Below are 21,536 nucleotides of genomic sequence, written 5' to 3' on the forward strand. Positions count from 1 at the left end.
CTACGGTTGACAAAGAGCCCTAAATATAACAAGAATCCGTCCCTTTCGAGACGGATTGTGGTGCGGGAAACAGGACTTGAACCTGCATGTGCGTATTGCACACTAGAACCTGAATCTAGCGCGTCTGCCAATTCCGCCATTCCCGCTTGTTGGTGGATGGGGGTGGATTCGAACCACCGAAGTCTGCGACGGCAGATTTACAGTCTGCTCCCTTTGGCCACTCGGGAACCCATCCAAGCCATGGTACTCAGACTGTCTTCGTCGCCGGTGCCAGCTTCATTTGGAGCTGGCGATGGGACTCGAACCCGCAACCTGCTGATTACAAATCAGCTGCTCTGCCAATTGAGCTACGCCAGCTGGCCGCATACTTGGGCGCTTATCTGAGCCTCAGTCAGCCGCGAAACCACAGGGGATTTCAAACTGACAGATGCTATTATACCGCAACCGGAGCAAATGTCAAGAACCATCCGCGATTCTTAACACGATGTTGTGGCCGCGCGTTCGGCGCAAAACTCCGCGCAGAATTCCGTTTGACCTTTGACCGACGCTCCGGATAATCACGATAGGGGAGAGTGTTTTCGCGCCTATGGACTTGCGCCTGCCGACTATCTTTACAGAATCGCTGCATAGGCGCAGACTACACGGCGGTTTTCTTACCTTTCATCATCCGGCTTTTGCTGTTTGCGTTGCGCCGGTCCATGAGCAATCCGGTCCCCGTCGGAACAAGCATGATGGATGCATACGCTGCCATCCGCCATTGCCTCGCCTTCCATTTTTCTCGCCAGCGGGCGTGTTCGCAAATCGCACATGCGGTCAGCCTTCCGGCCGCGTTCGTTGTGGCATACAGGCGTTCCGGCTGCGAGCATTTTCGACAATATTTCCGTATTCAACCCCCACCAACGTCAGCCCCTTCGCCGGCGCGGTCGGGCCTAAGTCCAGGCGGTCGCGGCTTTGAATCGCGCGCCCGACCGCGCCCGGGGCGAGCTTTAAGCTGCCTACGGCGATCAGCGTACCGGCGGCGATGCGCACCATGTTGTAGAGGAAGCCCTTGCCGCGCACCGTGAAGACGATAAAGCCGTCATTGCCGCGCGCGACCGCGCATGCGTAGATGTCGCGCACGGTGTCTTTGACCGCCGAGCCGCTGGCCGCAAAGGCGGCGAAGTCGTGCCGGCCGACGAGCGAGAGCGCCTCGCGGTGCATGAGGTCTGTATCGAGCGGGTAGATCACATGCGCCGACAGGTTGCGATAAATTGCGCTGGCGTGCGGACCGTCCCATATGCGATAGGCGTAGCGCTTGCCGGTGGCCGAGAAGCGGGCGTGGAAGTCGCCGTCCACGGCCTCGGAGGCCGTCACCCGCACATCGGGCGGCAGCATGGTGTTGAGCGCGTAGGCGAACTTGTCCGGGGGGATGCGCGAATCGGTGTCGAAGTGGGCCACTTGCGCAAGCGCGTGCACACCGGCGTCGGTGCGGCTGGCCCCGACAATCGCCGCCCGCGCGCCGGTCAGCCTCGTCAGCGCGTCCTCGACCACCTGCTGCACGCTGAGCGCGTTTTCCTGGCGCTGCCAGCCGGCGTATCCGGTTCCGTCGTAGGATATGGTCAGCTTGATCCTCATACCGGCAGCGCCACCACCAGCGCGATCAGGAGCGCCATCGAGATCAGCGCGTACAGGTCGAGCCGCGTGTACCTGAGCACCTTCATGCGGGTGCGGTGTTCGCCGCCCCGATAGCAGCGCGCCTCCATCGCCAGCGCCAGCTCGTCCGCGCGGCGGAACGCCGACACGAACAGCGGCACCAGCAGCGGCAGCATCGCCTTCGCGCGCCGGGTCAGGTTGCCGCTCTCGAAGTCGGCGCCGCGCGCCTTTTGCGCCTTCATGATTTTGTCGGCCTCCTCCATCAGCGTGGGGATGAACCGAAGCGCGATCGACATCATCATCGCCAGCTCGTGCGCCGGAAAGCCGATGCGCTTGAGCGGCCGCATCAGCCGCTCGAGCCCGTCGGTCAGCGCGATCGGCGAAGTGGTCAGGGTGAGCAACTGCGTGCCAAACACCAGCAGGACCAGCCGAAGCGCCATGTAGCTCGCCATGCGCAGCCCCTGCCAGGTGATCGCGAACGAGCCGATGCGCACGATCGCGTCGCCGTCCGGCGTGAACAGCACGTTCAGCGCAAACGTCAGGGCGACGATGAACAGGATGGGCCGGATGCCCTTGAACATCAGCTTGATGCGCACAGCGGATATCAGCGCCGCGCCCAGAATGTAGCCAAACATCAGGGCGTAGGACACGAAGCCCTTGCACAGAAACACCGCCACGATCACGGCCGCGGTCAGGATCAGCTTCATGCGCGGATCCAGCCGGTGTACGACCGAATCGCCGGGGAAGTACTGGCCGAGCGTGATGTTAACCATGCGCCGCGCCCCCCTTCAGCACCCGGACGATCGCCGCCTCCACGTCCTCCATGCGCCACAGCCCCTCGGGCAGAGCGAACCCGGCCTTGTGAAGCGCCCGGCTCAGTTGAGCGGCGCGCGGCAGGCCCAGCCCCATCGCCTCGAGCGCTTCCGCCTGGGCGAACACCTCGGCGGGTGTGCCGTCGAGCGCCAGGCGGCCCTTGTTCATCACCAGCACCCGCCCGCATAGGCGCGCCACGTCGGTCATCGAGTGCGACACCATGACGAGCGTCAGGGCGCCCTCGGCGTGCAGCGCCTTGAGCATTTCGAGCATGTCGCGCCGCCCGGCCGGGTCGAGCCCCGCGGCCGGCTCGTCGAGCACCAGCGTCTTGGGCCGCATCGCCAGCACCCCGGCAATCGCTGTGCGGCGCTTCTGCCCGCCCGACAATTCGAACGGCGACCGCTCGAGCAGTTCCTCGGGCAGCCCCACCTCCCTGGCCGCTTCGCGCGCGCGCGCTTCGGCCTCGGCCTGCGAAAGCCCCAGATTCTTCGGCCCGAACGCAATGTCGCGCACGACCGTCTCCTCAAACAGCTGGTATTCGGGGTACTGGAACACCAGCCCCACCCGGCAGCGGATCGCCTTGAGGTCGGCTCCCTTCTGAAACAGGTCCACCCCGTCGACGAGCACGGTGCCGGAGGTGGGCCGAAGCAACCCATTGAGATGCTGCACCAGCGTCGATTTGCCGCTGCCGGTGTGGCCGATCAGCCCCACCAGCTCGCCGTCCCTGATCGTCGCGCTCACGTCCTCGACCGCGATCGAGGTAAACGGACTGTCCGGCGCGTATACATGCGTCAGATTTCTGATTTCAATCGGCACAGTGCCACCGCCATTTCATCGACCGTCAGGATGCCGTCCGGCACCCCGACGCCCTGTCTTTGCAGTTCGATGCCCAGCGCCGTCATCTCCGGCACCGCCAGCCCGAGCGCATCCAGCTCGTCCGCGCGGGCGAACACCGCCCGCGGTTCGCCCTCCATGGCGATTCGTCCCCGGTCCATCACCAGCACCCGGTCGGCGAGCGCGGCCTCGTCCATGAAGTGGGTGATCCACACGACCGTCACGCCCTCTTCGCGGTTGATGCGCCGAACCACATTGAGCACGGCCTCGCGCCCCGACGGGTCGAGCATCGCGGTGGCCTCGTCGAACACGATCGCGCGCGGGCGCATCGCCAGCACCCCTGCGATCGCCACGCGCTGTTTCTGCCCACCCGACAGCATGTGGGGCGCGCTCTGCGCCGCATCCTGCATGCCCACGAGCGCGAGCGCCTCGTCCACCCGGCGGCGGATCTCGGCGGGTTCCACGGCCATGTTCTCAAGGCCGAACGCCACGTCCTCCTCGACGACGGTCGCCACCAGCTGGTTGTCCGGGTTCTGAAATACCATGCCGCATGACCTGCGCACGTCCCAGGCGTTCTCGGGGCGGGTCGCGTCGATGCCCGCCACCGCAATCTTGCCGCTCGAGGGCGTAAACAGCGCGTTCATCAGCTTGGCCAGCGTCGATTTACCGCTGCCGTTGTGGCCGAGAATCGCCAGGAACTCGCCCTCGCATATCGTCAATGAAACGCCGGCCACCGCCTCGCCCGCCTCCTGCGGATAGGCAAAGTGAGCGTCGTTTATCTCAATGATCGCTTGCTTGTCTGCCGTCATCTGCTCGCATCCCTCCTTGGGGACATTATGGCATGCGCTTGGATAAATTCCGATCCCTACTATATCATTCTCACGTTAAATATGGAGCAATCTCATCAATTGATTTTTGCGCTACTTCCCAGATTAACATTGACGGAGTAAGATATGTTTGGTATAAAATTGTCAGACTTAAATTGAAGAAGGAGCGATGCTGCATGAATAAGAAGACCATCCGGGACATCGACGTGAAGGGCAAGAAAGTGCTGGTGCGGTGCGACTTCAACGTGCCGCTCGACGCTGAGGCTAAGATCACCGACGAGACCCGCATCAACGCGGCGCTGCCCACGATCAAGTACCTGCTCGAAAACGGCGCGCGCGTCATCCTGTGCTCGCACCTGGGCCGGCCCAAGGGCGAATTCAACATGAAGTACTCGCTCGCGCCGGTGGCTGCCTCCCTGAGCGGCAAGCTGGGCTTTGACGTGAAGCTCGCCAAGGACGTCGTCGGCGAGGACGCGCAGCGGCTGGCCTCTTCCGTCGAACCGGGCCGCGCGGTGCTGCTCGAGAACGTGCGCTTCCACGCAGAGGAGGAAAAGAACGACCCGGCGTTCGCGAAGAAGCTCGCAGACCTCGCCGAGCTGTATGTGTCGGACGCGTTCGGCACCGTGCACCGCGCGCACGCCTCCACGGCGGGCGTGGCCAATTACCTGAGCGCGGTGGCGGGCTTCCTGATCGGCAAGGAGCTCGACTTCCTGGGCGGCGCGATCGAGAACCCCAAGCGCCCGTTCGTCGCGATTCTGGGCGGCGCGAAGGTCAAGGACAAGATCGGCGTCATCACCAACCTGCTCGAGAAGGTGGACGCGCTGATTATCGGCGGCGGCATGGCCTACACCTTCCTCAAGGCCAAGGGCTACGGCATCGGCAACTCGCTGCTGGACGAGGAGCGCATCGACCTCGCGAAGGACCTGATGGCCAAGGCCGAGCAAAAGGGCGTGAAGCTGCTGCTGCCGGTTGACAGCGTCTGCGGCGACCAGTTCAGCAACGACGCCAAGATCGTGACGGTCGACAGCGAGGCCGGCGTGCCCGAGGGCTACATGGCGCTCGACATCGGCCCGAAGACGATTACACTGTTCGAGAACGCGGTCAAGGACGCCAAGACCGTCGTGTGGAACGGCCCGATGGGCTGCTTCGAGATGCCCAACTTCGCGGAGGGCACGCTGTCGGTGGCCAAGGCGCTCGCGGCGTCCGATGCGACCACGATCATCGGCGGCGGCGACAGCGCGGCGGCGGTCACCCAGATGGGCCTGGCCGACAAGATGAGCCACATCTCCACCGGCGGCGGCGCGTCGCTCGAGTTCCTCGAGGGCAAGGTGCTGCCCGGCGTCGCGGCCCTGAACGACAAATAGCCACAACCATTACGACGATAAATTGTAGGAGGAATATCCCATGCGCAAACCGATCATTGCCGGCAACTGGAAGATGAACAAGACCCCCGAAGAGGCGGTCGCCCTCGTGAAGGAACTGATCCCGCTGGTCAAGGACGCCAAGTGCGACGTGGTCGTGTGTCCGCCCGCCGTGTGCCTCGGCGCCGTCAAGGACGCGATCGCCGGCACCAACGTCAAGCTCGGGGCGCAGAACGTACACTTTGCGCAAAGCGGCGCGTACACCGGCGAGCTGTCGGCCGACATGCTCAAGGCCGTGGGCTGCACCCATGTAATCATCGGCCACTCCGAGCGCCGCCAGTACTTTGGCGAGACCGACAAGAGCGTCAACCGGCGCACCGTGGCCGCCGTCAAGGCCGGCCTTACCCCGATCATTTGCGTGGGCGAGCTCAAGGACGAGCGCGAAGACGGCTACACCGACCCGATCGTGTGCTGCCAGACGCTGATGGCGCTGACCGGCCTGACCAAGGAAGAAGTCGCCGGCGTGGTCGTGGCCTACGAGCCGGTCTGGGCGATCGGCACCGGCCTGACCGCCACCGACGAGCAGGCCAACGAGACGATCGGCGTGATCCGCAAGGCGATCGCGGGCCGGTACGGTAAGGACGTGGCCGAGCAGGTGCGCATCCAGTACGGCGGCTCGATGAAGGGCTCCAATGTCCGTGGCCTGATGGCGCAGAGCGAGATCGACGGCGGCCTGATCGGCGGCGCCAGCCTGAAGGCGGCCGACTTCGCCCAGGTGGTGAATTTCTGATGACAACCACCGCACTAATCATCCTGGACGGCTTCGGCGTCGCGCCGCCCTCCGATGCCAACGCCATCCACGTGGCGGGCACGCCCAACATCGATCGGTTTCGGGCGGCCTATTCGGCCACGCAGATCGGCGCGTCGGGCCGCGACGTGGGCCTGCCGGACGGCCAGATGGGCAACAGCGAGGTGGGCCACACCAACATCGGCGCGGGCCGCGTGGTCTACCAGATGCTGGTCAAGATCACCAAGGACATCGAGGACGGCGTGTTCTTCGAGAACCCGGCGCTGCTTAGCGCGATGGAAAATGCAAAGAAAAAGAACACCGCGCTGCACCTGATCGGCCTTGTGTCGCCCGGCGGCGTGCACTCGCACCAGGAGCACCTGTACGGCCTGCTGAAGATGGCCAAGGCGCACGGCCTCTCGCGCGTATACGTACACGCGCTGCTCGACGGGCGCGACGTGCCGCCGTCCTCGGCCGCGCTTTACATGCGCGAGCTGGTCGCCGAGATGAATGCAATCGGCGTCGGCCGCGTGTCCAGTGTGATGGGCCGTTTCTACGCAATGGACCGCGACTTCGCCTGGGACAGGGTAGAGAAGGCCTATGCCGCCATGAGCTACGGCGAGGGCGTCAAGGCGAGCGACCCGGTCCGGGCAATCGAGGACTCCTACGCGAACCACGTCACCGACGAGTTCATGCTGCCTACGGTGATCGAGGGCGGCGAGGTGATCGGGGAGAACGACTCGGTGGTGTTTTTCAACTTCCGGCCCGACCGCGCGCGCCAGATCACCCGCGCGTTCGTGGACCCCGCGTTCACGGGCTTTGCGCGGCGGCGGTTCTTACCGCTGACCTACGTGTGCATGGCGCAGTTCGACGCCACGATGCCGAATGTGCAGGTCGCCTACCCGCCCGACACGCTGGCGATGACGATGGGCGAATACGTCTCGGGGCTGGGGCTTACGCAGCTGCGCATCGCCGAGACGCAGAAGTACGCGCATGTGACGTTCTTCTTCAACGGCGGCGAGGAGAAGACCTTCCCGGGCGAGGATCGGATCCTGGTGCCCTCGCCGACGGTGGCTACGTTCGACATGAAGCCCGAGATGAGCGCGTACGAAGTCACAGAGGCGGTGCTCAAGGAGATCGAGGCGCGCAAGTACGACGTGATTATCCTGAATTTCGCCAACTGCGACATGGTGGGCCACACGGGCATCATGGAGGCGGCGGTCAAGGCGGTCAAGGCGGTCGACGAGTGCGTGGGCCGGGTGGTGGACGCGATCGTCGCCCAGGGCGGCAAGGCGATCATCACCGCCGACCACGGCAACGCCGACCAGATGGAAGACCCCGAGACCCACGGCCCGTTCACCGCGCACACCACCAACCCGGTGCCGGTGATCGTGGTCGACCCGGCGCAGCCGAAGCATACGCTGCGGAAGAGCGGCAAGCTGTGCGACCTGTGCCCCACGATGCTGACGCTGATGGGCCTAAAGCAACCCGCCGAGATGACCGGCGAAAGCTTGATCCTGTCCTAACGCATCCCACACGCGCACGGTTACGGGGATTCTCAAGGGGCAAAGTCCCTGTGGGGGTTGGAGGGCGCCAGCCCAATGAGCAGGGGAGCATCCACGCCAACGGCGCGGGACGACCACTGCGAATTGAGTGGAGGGCCCAACGCACCCCGTTCCTGTTCCGGTTGGTAAAACCGCGGCAACGGTTCTCGACTTGCTGGATGCGGTTTTTCGCGGTAAGCATGACGACAGGAGATAAACGAATCGCCATGCAGTCCGACCTACACGGCGATTCCATAAAAGGATAACCGGCGGGCGCAAGCCCATGGGATACGACAACGGTCTTCCTCGCTTTGATTGTATCAATTTAGCCGCCGCGCAGGGTCGAAGCACCCTTGCGCGGCGGCTTTTCTTTAGCTGAACGCATCCATCATCCGATCAAAGAACGACTTGCGCTGCTCGTATTCCTTGCCGGTCATCGTGCCTTCGAACTGGCGCAGCAGGTCCTTTTGCTTGTCGGTCAGCTTCTTGGGCACCTCCACGTTGATCTCGATGAACAAATCGCCCTTGGCCCCGCTGCGCAGCGAGGGGATGCCCTGGCCCTTGATGCGGAACACCGTACCCGGCTGCGTGCCTTCGGGCACCGCATACTTGATCGGCGCGTCCAGCGTGGGCACGTCGATCTCCGCGCCCAGCGCCGCCTGCGTCAGCGAGACGGGCACGGCGCAGTGCAGGTCGGTGCCCCGGCGCGTGAAGTACTTGTGGGGCTTAACGCGCACCAGTACCTGCAGGTCGCCCGGCGGGCCGCCGCGCACCCCCGCTTCGCCCTGGCCGCTCACGCGGATCACCTGGCCGTCGTCGATGCCGGCGGGGATCTTCACCGTGCGGCGCTTGGTGACGCGCACTTGGCCCTGGCCGCCGCACTTTAAGCAGGGATCCTTGATTACCTTGCCGGTGCCGTGGCAGGCGTCGCAGGCGCGCACGTTCTGGATGCGCCCGAACGGTGTGTTCTGCGTCACGCGCACCTGGCCCGCGCCCCTGCAGGCCGAGCAGGTCTGGGGCTGGGTACCCTCCTTGGCGCCGCTGCCGTGACAGGCGGTACAGGTTTCGCGGCGCGTCAGGTTGATGTCCTTGGAACAGCCCTTGGCCGCCTCTTCGAACGACAGCGTCACCTCGTAGCGCAGGTCGTCGCCCTGCATGGGGCCGCTATGCTGTCCGCCGGTCGCGCCGCCGCCGAAGAACGCCGAGAAGATGTCGTCGAACCCGCCGAAGCTTGCGCCGCCACCCCCAAAACCCCCGAAGCCCTCGAAGCCGCCGTAACCATAGCCCTGTCCCGGCTGCTCGTGGCCGAACTGGTCGTAGCGCGCCTTCTTCTGGGCGTCGGACAGCACCTCGTAGGCCTCGTTGAGTTCCTTGAACTTCTCCTCGGCCTGCTTATCGCCGGGGTTCACGTCCGGATGCAGTTTTTTGGCCATCTGCCGATAAGCCTTCTTGATCTCGGCGTCGGAGGCCGACTTGGTCAGCCCCAGCACCTCGTAGTAATCACGCTTGGTCGCCAAGCGCACGCCCCCCTTTCCACAGGGCAAGGTGCTTGCCCCAAATCATCGGCAAGCACCCCTTCCCCCCTGCGGCCCGTTAGGTTGGATTAGTTGTTCTCCTCAAAGTTCGATTCAACCGTGCCGTCCTCGTTGACGCTGCCGCTCGCGGGGCCTTCGCCTTCAGGCCCGCCCTGCGTGCCCTGCTGCTGGTACACCTTGCCAAAGATTTCGTAGGTCATCTGCGCGAACTGCTCGGACGCCCGCTTGATCTCGGCGGCGTTATTGCCCTCGCGCAGCTTCTTGAACTGCTCGAGCTCATCCTTGAGCTTGGCCGCGTCGGCCGGATCGAGCTTGCCCTCCATTTCCTTCATGGTGCGCTCGGTCTGGTAGATCAGGCTGTCGGCGTGGTTGAACGCCTCGACTTCTTCCTTCTTGGCCTTGTCCTCGCCGGCGTAGCGCTCGGCGTCGGCCATGGCCTTCTTGATCTCGTCCTCGGACAGATTGCTCGAGGCGGTGATCGTGATCTTCTGCTCGTTGCCGGTGCCCAGGTCCTTGGCGCTCACGTGCACGATGCCGTTGGCGTCGATGTCGAACGTGACCTCGATCTGCGGTACGCCGCGCGGCGCGGGCGCGATGCCCGACAGCTGGAAGCGGCCCAAGGTCTTGTTGTAGGCGGCCATCTCGCGCTCGCCCTGCAGCACGTGCACGTCAACGGCGGTCTGGCCGTCGGCGGCGGTGGAGAATACCTGGCTCTTCTTGGTGGGGATCGTGGTGTTGCGGTCGATCAGCCGGGTGAACACGCCGCCCATGGTCTCGATGCCCAGCGACAGCGGCGTCACGTCCAGCAGCAGCACGTCCTTGACCTCGCCGCCCAGCACGCCCGCCTGAATCGCCGCGCCGATGGCCACGCACTCGTCGGGGTTGATGCCCTTGTAGGGCTCCCTGCCGACCACGCGCTGCACGGCTTCCTGCACCGCGGGGATGCGGGTGGATCCGCCCACCAGGATGACCTTGTCTACCTGCGAGGCGGCGAGCCCGGCATCGCGCAGCGCCTGGTTGAGCGGGGTGATGGTCTTATCCACCAGGTCGGCGGTCAACTCGTTGAACTTGGCGCGGGTCAGCGTCACGTCCAGGTGCTTGGGGCCGGTCGCGTCGGCGGTGATGAACGGCAGGTTGATGTTGACGCTCATCAGGCCCGACAGCTCCACCTTGGCCTTCTCGGCGGCCTCGCGCAGGCGCTGGAGCGCCATGCGATCCTGCCTGAGGTCGATGCCGTTCTCGCGCTTGAACTCCTCGGCCACGTAATCGATCACGCGGTTGTCGAAGTCGTCGCCGCCGAGGCGGTTGTTGCCCGCGGTGGCCAGCACCTCGAACACGCCGTCGCCGATCTCCATCAGCGATACGTCAAACGTGCCGCCGCCCAGGTCGTACACCAGGATCTTGTGCGCCTCTTCCTTGTCGAGTCCGTAGGCCAGCGCCGCGGCGGTGGGCTCGTTGATGATGCGCAGCACCTCGAGGCCGGCGATGCGGCCGGCGTCCTTGGTGGCCTGGCGCTGGGCGTCGGAGAAGTAGGCCGGCACGGTGATGACCGCCTGGGTCACCTTGTCGCCGAGGTAGGCCTCGGCGTCCGACTTGATCTTAGAAAGGATCATCGCGCTGATCTCCTGCGGCGTGTAGTCCTTGCCGTCGATCTTGACGCGGTGGTCGGTGCCCATCTCGCGCTTAATAGAGGAGATGGTACGGTCGGGGTTGGTGACGGCCTGGCGCTTGGCCACCTGGCCGACCAGCCGCTCTCCGTTCTTCGCAAAGCCCACCACCGACGGGGTGGTGCGGCTGCCTTCGGGGTTGGGGATGACGGTGGGCTCGCTGCCCTCCATGACCGCCACGCAGGAATTGGTGGTGCCCAGGTCAATGCCGATGATCTTGCCCATATGATGATCCTCCTAAATGAATCTGGATTGGATGTTGATTGTGTATGCTGCTATTCCGCGGCCACTTTCACCATGGCGTAGCGGATGATGCGGTCTTTTACGCGGTAGCCCTTTTGAAACACCTCGAGCACCATGCCGCTCTCGCCTTCCTCGGCGCGCATGACGGCGTTGTGCAGCTCGGGGTCGAATCTTTCATGAAGCGCCGGCACCTCCTCGAGGCCCAGCTTGCCCGCCTCTTCCATAAGCAACCGACGGGTCATCTTCACGCCCTCGGCGAGCGGGGATCCGTCGCCCGCCTCGTCGGCCGCCCGAATCGCCCGGTCGATGTTGTCGAGCGCCGGCAGCAGCGCGGTTAACGCTTCACATATGCCGTCCTGGTAGCCGTCCGCGCGCGACTGGGCGTTGCGGCGCTTGAAATTCTGAAAGTCGGCCTGCACCCGCTGCGCCATTAACAGGTACTCGTCGCGTTGCTTGACCGCGGTCTCGAGCGCCGCCTGCCATTCGGCGATGGGCGCCGCCCCGGCCTCCGGCTGTTCGGCTTCGGTGGCCTCGGCGTCGCTGAGTTGCTCCTCGATCTGCTCGCCCTCGTTGGGCATGGGTCTTTTCAGCTCCCTGTCCTTCAATGCTCACACCTCTTAATTCTCCGACAACATTTCGGTGATCATTCTGCCCATGTAGGACAAAACCGACAACACCCGGCCGTAATCCATGCGCGTGGGCCCGATGATGCCGATCGTCCCGCCGGCTTGCTTGCCCATGTGGTAGCCCACCGTGACCAGCGAGCACTCGCTAAGCTCGGGCAGGTCGTTTTCCGGCCCGATGCGGATCGTAAATTCCATCGCACCCGCCTGCTTGAGCAGCGGGTACAGCTTCTCGCGCGATTCGAGCACGCTCAGGAAGTGCTTGGCCTTCTCGACGTCGGCATACTCGGGGTGGCTGAGCAGGTTGGCGCTGCCGCCCACCATCACCTCACCCTTGGCCTCGTCCTCGAGCCGGTTCTCGATCACTTCCAGCACGCCGGCGAGCAGCCGGCGGTTTTCCTTCATGCCGACGAACAACTCCGCGAACCGGCGGCGCACCTCGGAAAGCGACAGGCCGTGCAGCTGGTTGGTGAGCATCTGCGACAGCTCGTACAGGTGGTGGGACCCAAGCGCCTCGGGTACGCGGATCACCGCGTCCTTAATGAGCCCGGCGCTCGTCACCACGATCACCAGCGCCTTCGACGCGCTGACGGGCACCAACTGCACCCGCACGATGCGCAGCGCCTCCACCTCGGGCGCGGTCACGAGGGCCGTGTACTGGGTGATGTCGCTGAGCACCTGCGCCGCGCGCTTGATGACCTGCTCCACCTGGGTGGCGCGCTGGTGCAGGTAAGCGGATATCCGCTCGGCGTCCTCGCGCCCAACCTCCGACACCTTGAGCAGATGGTCGACGTACAGCCGATAGGCCTTGGGCGAGGGCACCCGGCCGGACGACGTGTGCGGCTGGTCGAGGTAACCCAGTTCCTCCAGGTCGCTCATCTCGTTGCGAATCGTAGCCGGCGAAAACCCGACCCCCTGCTTGCGCGAGATGGTGCGCGAGCCGACCGGAACGGCGGTCATGATGTAGTCGTCGATGATCGCCTGCAAGATCAAAAACTTGCGCTCGTCCATCCGCATCGGCCGCCCCTCCCCTCGCTGTTAGCACTCTCGATGGTCGAGTGCCAGGTCTTGGGTATAGAGTAACACTCGGGCAAAGCTTTGTCAATGGGTTCAAACGCTAATTTCCGGTTAAAGGTCAGGAATGGTCAATCCGCATTCGAGCGGCCAAAGGTCGCCCTTACGGCAATGGACGCAATCCGGATCCGTCGGCCCGGAGCGAGGCGATGCGGGCATCGGCCCCTACTTATGATAGCGTTCCCCCGACGCTATTTTCCGCGCGCGGTAAATCTGCTCAAGCAGGATCACGCGCATCAGTGTGTGCGGGAAGGTCAGCCGGGAGAAGGACAGCCGCTCGTCGGCGCGGCGCAGGATTGAATCGCTTAAGCCCAGCGAGCCGCCGATCACGAACACCACGCGGCGGCCGTCGCCTGCCCAGGCGGAGAGCTTTCTCGACAGCCCGACCGAGTCGGGCGCGTCGCCGTCGATCGCCAGCGCCACCACCCGGTCGGCGGGCTTGATCTGCCGAAGCAGGGCCTCAGCCTCGCGGTCGAGCACCTGCTTTTTGAGCGCGGGCGCGGGCTTCGCGGGCTCGGGGCAGTCGTCCACCTCGGTCATCCCAAAGCGCCCGTAACGGCCGAGCCGCTTTAGGTACTCGCGGCAGGCCTCGCGCTGCCAGTCTTCCTTCAGCTTGCCCACGCACAGCACCAGCGCATTCATCGCATCACCCCGGCAATCATAAGCAGATTGATAAGGTACAGGCACAGCGCGGTCACGACGCCGGCGGCCAGTATCACCAGAGCCCAGGGCTCCATGGACTCCGGCGCACGCGCAACCTTGGCCGGCCGTCCCCGCGCGCCGCCCAGATGCCACGCCACGAGGAGCAGCCCCGCGTATATCGCGCCGAGCGTGCCGGCGCGCATCGCGGTCAGCCACACCTCGCGCACGCCGCCCAGTGCGTCGTACAACCGCTCGCCCGTCGCCTGTGCGCCCGGGCTCATGAGGAGCAGCAGCGCGTTGTAGAACGCGTGATGGATCATGGCGGTTACGACCGAATCGGTCGCCAATGTGAGCACGCCCAGCGCCAGTCCAATGACGAGCTGTATCGGCAGACCCTCGAAGCTTGCGTGCAGCGAGGCGAACAGCACGGTGGAGATGAAGAGCGCGGCGCGCGTGCCGCGGCGCTCCCAGGCGCTGAGCATCGCGCCGCGAAACATCCACTCCTCGCATAGGCCGGGCAGCAGCGCGCCGGTCAGCAACCGCGCGGCCAGGTGCCAGGGCGTGGCGGGCGGCGGCGCGCCGCCGCTCAGGCGACCACCGAGCGCCTCGATCAGCAGCAGCCAGAGCGTGCCCAGATTGCCCGCGAGCATGACGCCCACGACGGCCGCGAGCAGCGCGATGAGCACGCCCCACAAGGGCGGGCGCTTGAGGCGCATGCCGAGCGCCGAGCCGGGGTTTTGCACGGCGTAGCGGGCCACGGGCCAGAGCAAGAAACCCAATTGGAACAGCGCGGACAGCGCGGAAGCCGCCGCGCCGCCCCAGGCGGGCGAGAGATGCCGGGCCAGCGCGCCCAGCGCCTGGATGAGCACGAGCCCCGCCGCCGCGAAAAAATACATGATTGCGACCGCCGACAGCATAGGCCGCCGCGCCCAATCCCGGAACTCGCCGTTTATAGGATAATCGCCTTGCATGCGTATTCCCTCCGTCCCCGCGTAAGCGGTGATGGGTGTCCAGAGGGCAAAGCCCTTTGGCGGGGTCTGGGGCAGCGCCCCGGCGTCCCCCCGTTCCCCGTTTCCCGCGCCGCCGTCCCCGTGCCCGACGCACCGGAACCGCGCGGCCGAGTCCGGGCAAGGGCGACGCGGCTCTCCCGATGTTCTGAAATGTGAGGCGCCGCCCGAAAGGGCAGCGCCTCACATTTCAGGACGAGCCCGCTCCTGTTTCGTAAAACCTTGTCCCCCATTTCCCTCGCAGGGGCGACCTGCGGCCGCCCGCACCTGTCCGGCGTAGCCGTTGTAAGAGGCGTTGCCCATCATTCCCCTCCAAGGAGGGGAATGGGTCGGCTCGACCGCGAGGCGTCTTCCGTCTACCCAACCACCGCCGCTTCGCCCACCGCCAGCCGATACACCCCGCTCAACTGATCCCTCCGCGCCACGTCCAGCCCGATGTCGTCCCCCGGGCGGATTCCCGCCGCTTCCAGCACGTCGGCCACGGTGCGCCAGGCAAGTTCCGGGAAATTGTTCTCGCCGCTCAGGTGGCCGAGGATGATGTGCTTGACGCCCAGCGCGTATAGCTTGACCGCGGCGCGCCCAGCGTCCTCATTGGACAGGTGCCCGCGCGCGCCCAGGATCCGGCGCTTGAGCTCGTAGGGGTAGCGCCCGGCCTTAAGCATGTCCACGTCGTGGTTGCTCTCGAGCAGCAGCAAATCGCAGCCGGCGAGCGGATCAATCCACTTCTCGCTCAGGCAGCCTAGGTCGGTCGCGACGGCTACCTTCGCGCCCCGGCCCTCGAAGGCGTAGCCGACCGGCTGCGCCGCATCGTGCGGGATCGCAAAGGGCATCACGTCGATCGTCCCGATGTAGAAGTTTTGACCCGGCTCGATCACGCGCCGAAATGCCGGGTCGATCGCGCCGAACTTCGACGGCAGCGACTGCCAGGTGCCGGCGGTGGCGTAGATCGGCAGGCCGTGCCGCCGGGACAGGATGCCCGCGCCGGCCACATGGTCGGCGTGCTCGTGGGTAATCAGCAGCGCGTCCAGCTGCCCGACCTCCACGTTCAATCGTTCCAGCTCCCGCGCCACGCGCGAGCCCGACAGCCCGGCGTCGATCAGGATGCGCGTATCGTCCATCCGCAGGTAGATTGCGTTGCCGCTCGAACCGCTGAACAGCGGCGCAAAATCGAGTGTCATCGGTCAGTATGCCCTTCCTCTATGAACTCCATCAGCGCTGCGCGTACTTCCTCGGCGGAGGTCAGCGCGTTGATCCGCGCGCGCAGCTTGGCACAACCAGGCTCGCCCGACAGGTACCGGGCGATGTGGCCGCGCATCATCAGCACCGCGCTGCGCTCGCCGCGCAGCAGGATCTCTTCGTCCAGGTGCCGCATCGCCATCCGCACGCGCTCGGCGAAGCGCGGTTTCTCCCAAGACTCGCCCGAGAGCGCCGCGCGGATTTCGGCGAAGATCCACGGGTTGCCCTGCGCCGCGCGGCCCACCATTACGCCCGCGCAGCCGGTCTCGCGGATCATCCGAAGCGCGTCCTCGCCCGAGGCGACGTCGCCGTTGCCGATCACCGGGATGTCGAGCCGGCTTGCGGCCTCGCCGATCACCGACCAGTCGGCCTTCCCGGCATAGAACTGGTCGCGCGTGCGCGCGTGCAGCGCTACGGCGGCCGCGCCCGATTGCTCGGCGATTTTCGCAAGCGCCACGGCGTTTTGATGCCGCTCGTCCCAACCGCTGCGCAGCTTGACCGTGACCGGCAGGCCGGTCGTGCGCACCACCGCCTCGATGATCCTTCCGGCCAGCTCCGGCCGCTTCATCAGCGCCGAGCCGTCGCCGCCCGACACGATCTTATGCGCGGGGCAGCCCATGTTGATGTCGATGAACCGAAAGCCCCGGTTCTGAAGCCGCTTCGCGGCCTCGGCCATCACCTGCGGCTCGTGCCCGAACAGCTGCAGGCCCACCGCGTTTTCGTTCGCGTCCAACTCGAGCAGCTCGGTCACCGCGCGCGGCTCGCGCGGCGCGCTCAAATAACCCTTGGCGCTGAGCATCTCGCTGACCGACCAGGCCGCGCCCAACTCACCGCAGATGCGCCGGAAGGGCATGTCGGTCACGCCCGCCATCGGCGCGAGCGCCGCGCCGGCGCCCGGTTCAATCGCCCCGATTTTCATCCTTATTGTGCCGGTGCGGGCGCGGGCGTCGGCGCGGGCGTGGGCTCGAGGATCACCTGGGTCTGCGTCATGCCGGCGATCTTCCAGCGCCCCCCCGCGCGGTGGAGCGTCATCTTGTAGCGTCCGCCCTGCCAGGCCGGGGGACTGGCGGGCAACACACCGCTCTTGACCAGCGCGGCCTTTTCGGACAGCACCGAGCCGCGGATGGCGGACACGCGGTGCACCATCGTGGCCTGCGCCACGTCCTCCCAAGGCCAACTCCACACCCATTCGAGCTTGACGTCCGAATCGAACGAGGTGACCTTGTAGTTGCGGTAGGGCGACTGGTCGGAGAACCCGACCGCCAGCGCCTGGTCGCTCGACAGGAAGTCGTCGCGGAAGAAGCTGGGCAGATCCTCGGCGTCCTGACGGGTGAGCACCACCTGGGTGCGCAGCTTCATGCCGTCGGACAGCAAGATGTAGATGTTGGCCGTGTTCATGGCAAGGTAGAAAGCCAGGATCAGCACCGACACGATCACCGAAAAGATCAGCAGCCGCGAGGCGATGAACCACAAAAACCGGCGCACAAATTTCACGCGTTTCGCTCCATTTCTTGCTCTATCAATCCATGGTCCCGAGTATTTGACGCATATCCTCGATCATTTGCTCATCCTGCATGCGGAACTTGAACTCCACGCGCCGGGACGCGTCCTTGTCCACCGTGCCGTCGGCGGCGTAGACGGGGTTCGCATACGAGCGGCCGTTGGCGGTGGATATCTGGCGCAGTCGGCTCTTTATGCCGCCGGTCAGCGTCTGGTTCTCGTCGCTCAGGATGTAGCGCATCACCGAGTAGGCGCGATCCTGCGACAGCCGCAGGTTGTCCATGTAGCTGCCGTCGGTATCGGTGTGGCCCTCGATGATGATTTCCGAGATGTTGGCCTCGTTGGACGGGTCCATCAGCACCGATAGGTACACCGGCAGGAACTGGTCAAGCGCCGCCTTGCCGGTCTCCTTGAGGTCGGAACGGGCCACGTCGAACAGCACGTTGGCGTCCAGCGTGATCGAGCCGGTGCCCGCGTCGACCGACGCGCGGATGTTGGCCGAGCGCAGCGCCTCGCCGAGCGAGGCCACGATGCGCGCGCGCATGCCGACCAGCGCGTCCAGCTTCTGCTGTTGGCCCGCGAGCTGATCCTGCTGGTGGGTGAGCAGCGCCTGCTGCTCGTCGACCGTCGTCTGCTGGGCCGCCAGCTGCGCGCGCGCCTCGCCGAGCTGGCCCTCCTGCTCGGCCAATAGGACGCGGGCGGATTCGAGCTCGGCGCGCTGCTGTTCAAGCAACTGCTGCGAGGAGGTGAGCTCCTGCTGGGACAAGAGCAGCTTGGCCTGCTCGGAGATCAGGTCCTGCTCGCTTTGGGTCAGCTTGTCCCTTGAGGTTTGCAGCGCTTGGTCCTTCTCGCTGAGCGCGGCGTCCTTCTGCGCGAGCTCGGTCTGCTTCTGGTCGAGCAGGCCCGACTGGCGCATCAGCTCCGTCGTCTTGATTTCGAGCATGTCGAGGTATTGGTAGATGCTGTAGAACAGCACCAGCACAAACACCAGCAGCAGCGCGCTCATCAGGTCGGAATAGCACAGCCAGAAGCTGCCGCTCGACGACCCGCGCGCGCTTCTGCGCCGGGCATAATGGCGCATCGGTCCTCCTCCTATCGATTGGTGTAGGCGGCTTGCGCCAGCCGGTCCACCGCGTCGTCGAGCGCGGCCTGGGTGCGCCTGAGCGCGTCGGTCAGCCGGTCGGCCTGGTGGCCGTACAGGTTGGCGGCGGCATCCAGCGTGTCGGGCAGGCGCGCGACGGAATTTTTCACGTCCTCGATCAGCCAGGTCAGGTGATCCACCGCCTCGTTTGTGGACTTGAAGAAGCTGTTGTAGGTGCGGTCGATGTCCTTCGCGACGCCGCCGGTGAGCGCCTTGTGGTTGGCGGCGAGCAGCTCGCCCGACTGCTTGAGCGCGCCCGAGGCCTCGCGCATCGAAGCGGACGCCTGCTTGCTGTGCTCGCCGAAGGTTTCCACCAACCGCTGGCCGGTCGATTCAAAGCGATCGATCGACTTGGAGATTTCCCCTTGCAGCTTGCCGACCGATTGCAGGTAGCCGTTGTGCTGGCGCGCCAGCACGTCCAGCCGCTCAACATTGCCGGCCACGCGCTGGTAGGCCTCCTCGGCCAGCTGGGCGTTCTGGTCGAGCTTGGCGGTGTAGGCCTCCATCCGGGAGAGCATATTGCCGGTCAGCTGCGCGGTGGCGGCGATGCCCTGTGCCACGCGGTTCAGATCGACGATCGCTTGATGCACGACGTCGTTCAGCGCGCGCTGGTTCTGGGCGGTAGCCTCGAGCGTGCCCGCGAGCAGCTCGAACTGGCCGTTCACCGCCCTGTTCAACTCGTGGATGAAGCGCTGCACCATCACGTCCAGGCCCCGCAGCTGCTCGCGCGAGCTGTTGACCATAAAGTCGTCCAGGCTGCGCTGCATGCCGCCCACCGCGCGGCCGACCGCCGTGCCCAGCTGCTCGGCCATGCGCTCGGCCAGCGCGCCCGACAGGTCGCGCACCAGGCCCTGAATCAACGCGGTCTGCTCCTGTTGGTAGATCGCGATTTGCGTCATCGGCTCGACCGATACCACGCCGGCGTGCTGCCTCATGGCGGCGTAGAACGCGCCGAGCGCCTGCTGCGTCCGGTTCTCGGTCAGACGCACGAGGATCGTGCACGAAATCGCGCAGATTACGCCCACGATCGAGGTCATGAACGCGTACTGCATGCCGGGCACCAGCTGGCGGATGGCGCGCATCACCTGCTCGGCGTTGTCCATCGAGAAACCGCGCAAACCCGCCGATATGCCGATCAGCGTGCCCAGGAACCCGAGCGATGTCATGAGACCCGGCGCGGCCTCGGCAAACTGAGAATGGCCCGGCCCCAAGATCGCGGTATCCTCGTTGATGAAATCCTCCACGTCGCTGGGGTTGTGGAACGCGCCGTCGGCGAAGAACAGGTTGTTCAGGTATTCGCACCAGTGCGCGTACAGCGCGCCCTTGCCCAAAAACTCCTGCTCCTGCCATGACTGCTTGGCCTTATCGCCCTTGATGATGCGGCGCGCGGCGCGCCTGAGCAATCGGCCCGATTGCAGCACAGGCGCGACGCAACGCACCACGGCGATCGCGAACACCGCCGCGATCGCCAAATAGACGAGCGAACTGGCGGCGTCGGCGGCCAGCGTCGCCATCAAACCCTGTATAACCTCCGGCATGGCATATCCTTTCCACCCGATCCGGGCGACTCGAACTTGCGTAGATGTATCATTATAACACGCCCGCGCGCGCAGTTCAACGGTCAGCGTCCCAATAGATCGTCGGTGATCGCCGATGTCAGCGTAATCAATGTGACCGTCGGCGGATTGAACAGCCGGAAATTGGGCAGCGCGATCGCGTCGGTCACCGACAGGCCGGGCGAGGTGCACAGCTGGGTCGAGCCCAGCGCCTTCAGGCCCTGCACGTCCTCCGGGGCCGGGAACCAGCCGTGGCGGTCGAGCAGGGTGTTGGGCACGTACGGCGCGCCCAGGAACGGCAGCTTCCAGCCGCCGCCGCAGTAGTGCCCGGCCAGCACCAGGTCGACGCTCGGCAGGTACTGATGCTCCCGGTTCTCGCTTTCGCCCAACTGCTGGGCGACCTCGATGTACTCCTTGCCGGGCGGGTAGTGCGACAGGGCCAGATGCGTGTCCGCCGGTTTCATCGCGCGCACGGCGCGGTCGAGCCGGGCCGCGCGCTGCTTGCGGTAGTCGGTGAAAGGCAGGGTGCGGCGGTCGGCCTCGATCTCGTAGAGCACCCCGTCCGCCTCCTGGTCCACCTGAGCAGTCAGCGTCTTCAGCGTATCCTGAATGTCGAGGCTCAAATCGCCGACATTCGACAGCCACAGCGTGGTCTGGCCGACCGGCACGCCCTCGGTGGCCGAAAGATAGGTCGCGCCGCGCTGCTGCGCGCCCAGCACCCAGTCGCTGAGCACCAGTTCGTCGAGCGTCGAAGTGATCTGGCGCGGCTCGCTGAGCAGCGGGCTCGGGTCGGAGTCGCCGGCGATGAAGTACATGGGGCGCTTGGCCTTCAGCCCCTCGAGCAGGTCGTAGAACGGCTGCGGGTCGTTTGAGCGGCCCACCATGTCGCCGGTGAACACAGCGAGGTTGTAGTTCAGGCCGTTGACGGTGCGCAGCAACGAGGTCTGCTTGGCGCCGAACGAGCGGCCGTGCAGGTCAGAGATGTGCAGGATGGTATAGCCCTCGAGCTCCTTGGCCAGACCGACCACCGACACGGTCAGCCGCTCGACGCTGACGGAGGCGTTGTTGAGCACCATGAGCGCCACCGACATAATCAAAAAGATGCTGAGCAGGAAGATCGCGTACGAAAGGTTGCGCGGAATCGCCCGGCGGCTCGGGGCCGCGCCCCGGCGCTTCTTGTCTGCGGGCAGCTTGCCGGTCTGGGTGAAGGTATTGAACCCCTTGTAAAAACGCTCGCCCGCCCGCATGATGTAGGCGCCGCCCGTGCGCAGCGAGCGGCCCATCTTGAGCGCGCCTGCGGGGCCGGGCTGCGCGCGCCGGCGCTTCCGCCCGTCCTGCGCCGCGCCCGGCTTCTTCGCGCCCTCGGGCCGGGTTCCGCCCTTACGCTCTTCGTCGTTCTTCATGGGGAAAGTCGTTCCTCCCGCTGTGTCACTATTCGTTTATTATATCGCCTCGCGCCCGATGTGGCAAGTCCCGGCAGGATATGTTATACTGGTCAGCGTGGTGTCGGATTG

Annotated in this window: 19 protein-coding genes and 3 tRNA genes; 3 read left to right on the forward strand and 19 right to left on the reverse strand. The window is 65.3% G+C overall.

Going from position 1 to position 21,536, the window contains the following annotated elements; all coding sequences use genetic code 11:
- Positions 1-58: 58 nt before the first annotated feature.
- The 7 genes from ACH6CV_RS03575 to ACH6CV_RS03605 all read right to left on the reverse strand — a co-directional run bounded on the left by ACH6CV_RS03575 (position 59) and on the right by ACH6CV_RS03605 (position 4,088).
- Positions 59-146 (reverse strand) — tRNA-Leu (locus ACH6CV_RS03575).
- Positions 147-150: 4 nt separating this feature from the next.
- Positions 151-235 (reverse strand) — tRNA-Tyr (locus ACH6CV_RS03580).
- Positions 236-281: 46 nt separating this feature from the next.
- Positions 282-357, reverse strand: a tRNA-Thr gene (locus ACH6CV_RS03585).
- A 456-nt stretch (positions 358-813) separates the two neighbouring features.
- The gene (gene truA / locus ACH6CV_RS03590; protein ID WP_456356797.1) at positions 814-1,614 is read right to left on the reverse strand and encodes a tRNA pseudouridine(38-40) synthase TruA; all 801 of its coding nucleotides are present in this window, start codon (positions 1,612-1,614) and stop codon (positions 814-816) included.
- A complete protein-coding gene (locus tag ACH6CV_RS03595) occupies positions 1,611-2,405 on the reverse strand; it encodes an energy-coupling factor transporter transmembrane component T family protein (RefSeq protein ID WP_456356798.1) in 795 nt (264 codons plus the stop codon). The genes truA and ACH6CV_RS03595 overlap by 4 nt, the downstream gene beginning before the upstream one ends.
- Positions 2,398-3,261, reverse strand: coding sequence for an energy-coupling factor transporter ATPase (locus tag ACH6CV_RS03600; RefSeq protein ID WP_456356799.1), 864 nt, complete (start codon positions 3,259-3,261; stop codon positions 2,398-2,400). The genes ACH6CV_RS03595 and ACH6CV_RS03600 overlap by 8 nt, the downstream gene beginning before the upstream one ends.
- Positions 3,237-4,088: an energy-coupling factor transporter ATPase gene (locus ACH6CV_RS03605; protein WP_456356800.1), complete on the reverse strand. Its 852-nt coding sequence runs from the start codon at positions 4,086-4,088 to the stop codon at positions 3,237-3,239. The genes ACH6CV_RS03600 and ACH6CV_RS03605 overlap by 25 nt, the downstream gene beginning before the upstream one ends.
- Before the next feature lie 194 nt (positions 4,089-4,282).
- Here ACH6CV_RS03605 and ACH6CV_RS03610 point away from each other — a divergent pair, with 194 nt between their 5' ends.
- The 3 genes from ACH6CV_RS03610 to gpmI are packed head-to-tail and all read left to right on the forward strand — an operon-like array spanning position 4,283 to position 7,780.
- The gene (locus ACH6CV_RS03610) at positions 4,283-5,470 is read left to right on the forward strand and encodes a phosphoglycerate kinase (protein ID WP_456356801.1); all 1,188 of its coding nucleotides are present in this window, start codon (positions 4,283-4,285) and stop codon (positions 5,468-5,470) included.
- A gap of 40 nt (positions 5,471-5,510) precedes the next feature.
- The gene (tpiA, locus tag ACH6CV_RS03615) at positions 5,511-6,257 is read left to right on the forward strand and encodes a triose-phosphate isomerase (RefSeq protein WP_456356802.1); all 747 of its coding nucleotides are present in this window, start codon (positions 5,511-5,513) and stop codon (positions 6,255-6,257) included.
- Entirely contained in the window at positions 6,257-7,780 is a 1,524-nt protein-coding gene (gene gpmI / locus ACH6CV_RS03620) for a 2,3-bisphosphoglycerate-independent phosphoglycerate mutase (RefSeq protein ID WP_456356803.1), read from the forward strand. The genes tpiA and gpmI overlap by 1 nt, the downstream gene beginning before the upstream one ends.
- A gap of 389 nt (positions 7,781-8,169) precedes the next feature.
- Here the strand turns inward: gpmI and dnaJ are convergent, their stop codons facing one another.
- The 12 genes from dnaJ to ACH6CV_RS03680 all read right to left on the reverse strand — a co-directional run bounded on the left by dnaJ (position 8,170) and on the right by ACH6CV_RS03680 (position 21,425).
- Positions 8,170-9,315: a molecular chaperone DnaJ gene (gene dnaJ / locus ACH6CV_RS03625; protein WP_456356804.1), complete on the reverse strand. Its 1,146-nt coding sequence runs from the start codon at positions 9,313-9,315 to the stop codon at positions 8,170-8,172.
- Between the two features lie 86 nt (positions 9,316-9,401).
- Positions 9,402-11,225: a molecular chaperone DnaK gene (dnaK, locus tag ACH6CV_RS03630; RefSeq protein ID WP_456356805.1), complete on the reverse strand. Its 1,824-nt coding sequence runs from the start codon at positions 11,223-11,225 to the stop codon at positions 9,402-9,404.
- A gap of 50 nt (positions 11,226-11,275) precedes the next feature.
- Positions 11,276-11,848 carry a nucleotide exchange factor GrpE gene (locus tag ACH6CV_RS03635; RefSeq protein ID WP_456356806.1) on the reverse strand — a complete coding sequence of 191 codons (573 nt, stop codon included), beginning with the start codon at positions 11,846-11,848 and terminating at the stop codon, positions 11,276-11,278.
- A 12-nt stretch (positions 11,849-11,860) separates the two neighbouring features.
- Complete coding sequence (hrcA, locus tag ACH6CV_RS03640; protein WP_456356807.1) at positions 11,861-12,883, reverse strand: heat-inducible transcriptional repressor HrcA; 1,023 nt, start codon at positions 12,881-12,883, stop codon at positions 11,861-11,863.
- Positions 12,884-13,105: 222 nt separating this feature from the next.
- Positions 13,106-13,582, reverse strand: coding sequence for a 23S rRNA (pseudouridine(1915)-N(3))-methyltransferase RlmH (gene rlmH / locus ACH6CV_RS03645; protein ID WP_456356808.1), 477 nt, complete (start codon positions 13,580-13,582; stop codon positions 13,106-13,108).
- On the reverse strand, positions 13,579-14,553 hold the full coding sequence (locus tag ACH6CV_RS03650; RefSeq protein ID WP_456356809.1) for a CPBP family glutamic-type intramembrane protease: 975 nt from the start codon (positions 14,551-14,553) through the stop codon (positions 13,579-13,581). The genes rlmH and ACH6CV_RS03650 overlap by 4 nt, the downstream gene beginning before the upstream one ends.
- A 392-nt stretch (positions 14,554-14,945) precedes the next feature.
- Positions 14,946-15,767, reverse strand: a complete 822-nt coding sequence (locus ACH6CV_RS03655) for an MBL fold metallo-hydrolase (RefSeq protein ID WP_456356810.1) — start codon at positions 15,765-15,767, stop codon at positions 14,946-14,948.
- Positions 15,764-16,744: a tRNA dihydrouridine synthase DusB gene (gene dusB, locus ACH6CV_RS03660; protein WP_456356811.1), complete on the reverse strand. Its 981-nt coding sequence runs from the start codon at positions 16,742-16,744 to the stop codon at positions 15,764-15,766. The genes ACH6CV_RS03655 and dusB overlap by 4 nt, the downstream gene beginning before the upstream one ends.
- A gap of 2 nt (positions 16,745-16,746) precedes the next feature.
- Positions 16,747-17,319, reverse strand: a complete 573-nt coding sequence (locus tag ACH6CV_RS03665; protein WP_456356812.1) for a hypothetical protein — start codon at positions 17,317-17,319, stop codon at positions 16,747-16,749.
- Positions 17,320-17,344: 25 nt separating this feature from the next.
- Positions 17,345-18,406: an OmpA family protein gene (locus ACH6CV_RS03670; RefSeq protein WP_456356813.1), complete on the reverse strand. Its 1,062-nt coding sequence runs from the start codon at positions 18,404-18,406 to the stop codon at positions 17,345-17,347.
- An 11-nt stretch (positions 18,407-18,417) separates the two neighbouring features.
- Positions 18,418-20,004, reverse strand: a complete 1,587-nt coding sequence (locus tag ACH6CV_RS03675; protein WP_456356814.1) for a MotA/TolQ/ExbB proton channel family protein — start codon at positions 20,002-20,004, stop codon at positions 18,418-18,420.
- A gap of 83 nt (positions 20,005-20,087) precedes the next feature.
- A complete protein-coding gene (locus ACH6CV_RS03680) occupies positions 20,088-21,425 on the reverse strand; it encodes a metallophosphoesterase (protein WP_456356815.1) in 1,338 nt (445 codons plus the stop codon).
- Positions 21,426-21,536: the final 111 nt, after the last annotated feature.

It is taken from the genome of Anaerozeibacter quisquiliarum, assembly GCF_051162045.1.
In the GTDB taxonomy this organism is placed as follows: domain Bacteria; phylum Bacillota; class Clostridia; order Christensenellales; family Aristaeellaceae; genus Anaerozeibacter; species Anaerozeibacter quisquiliarum.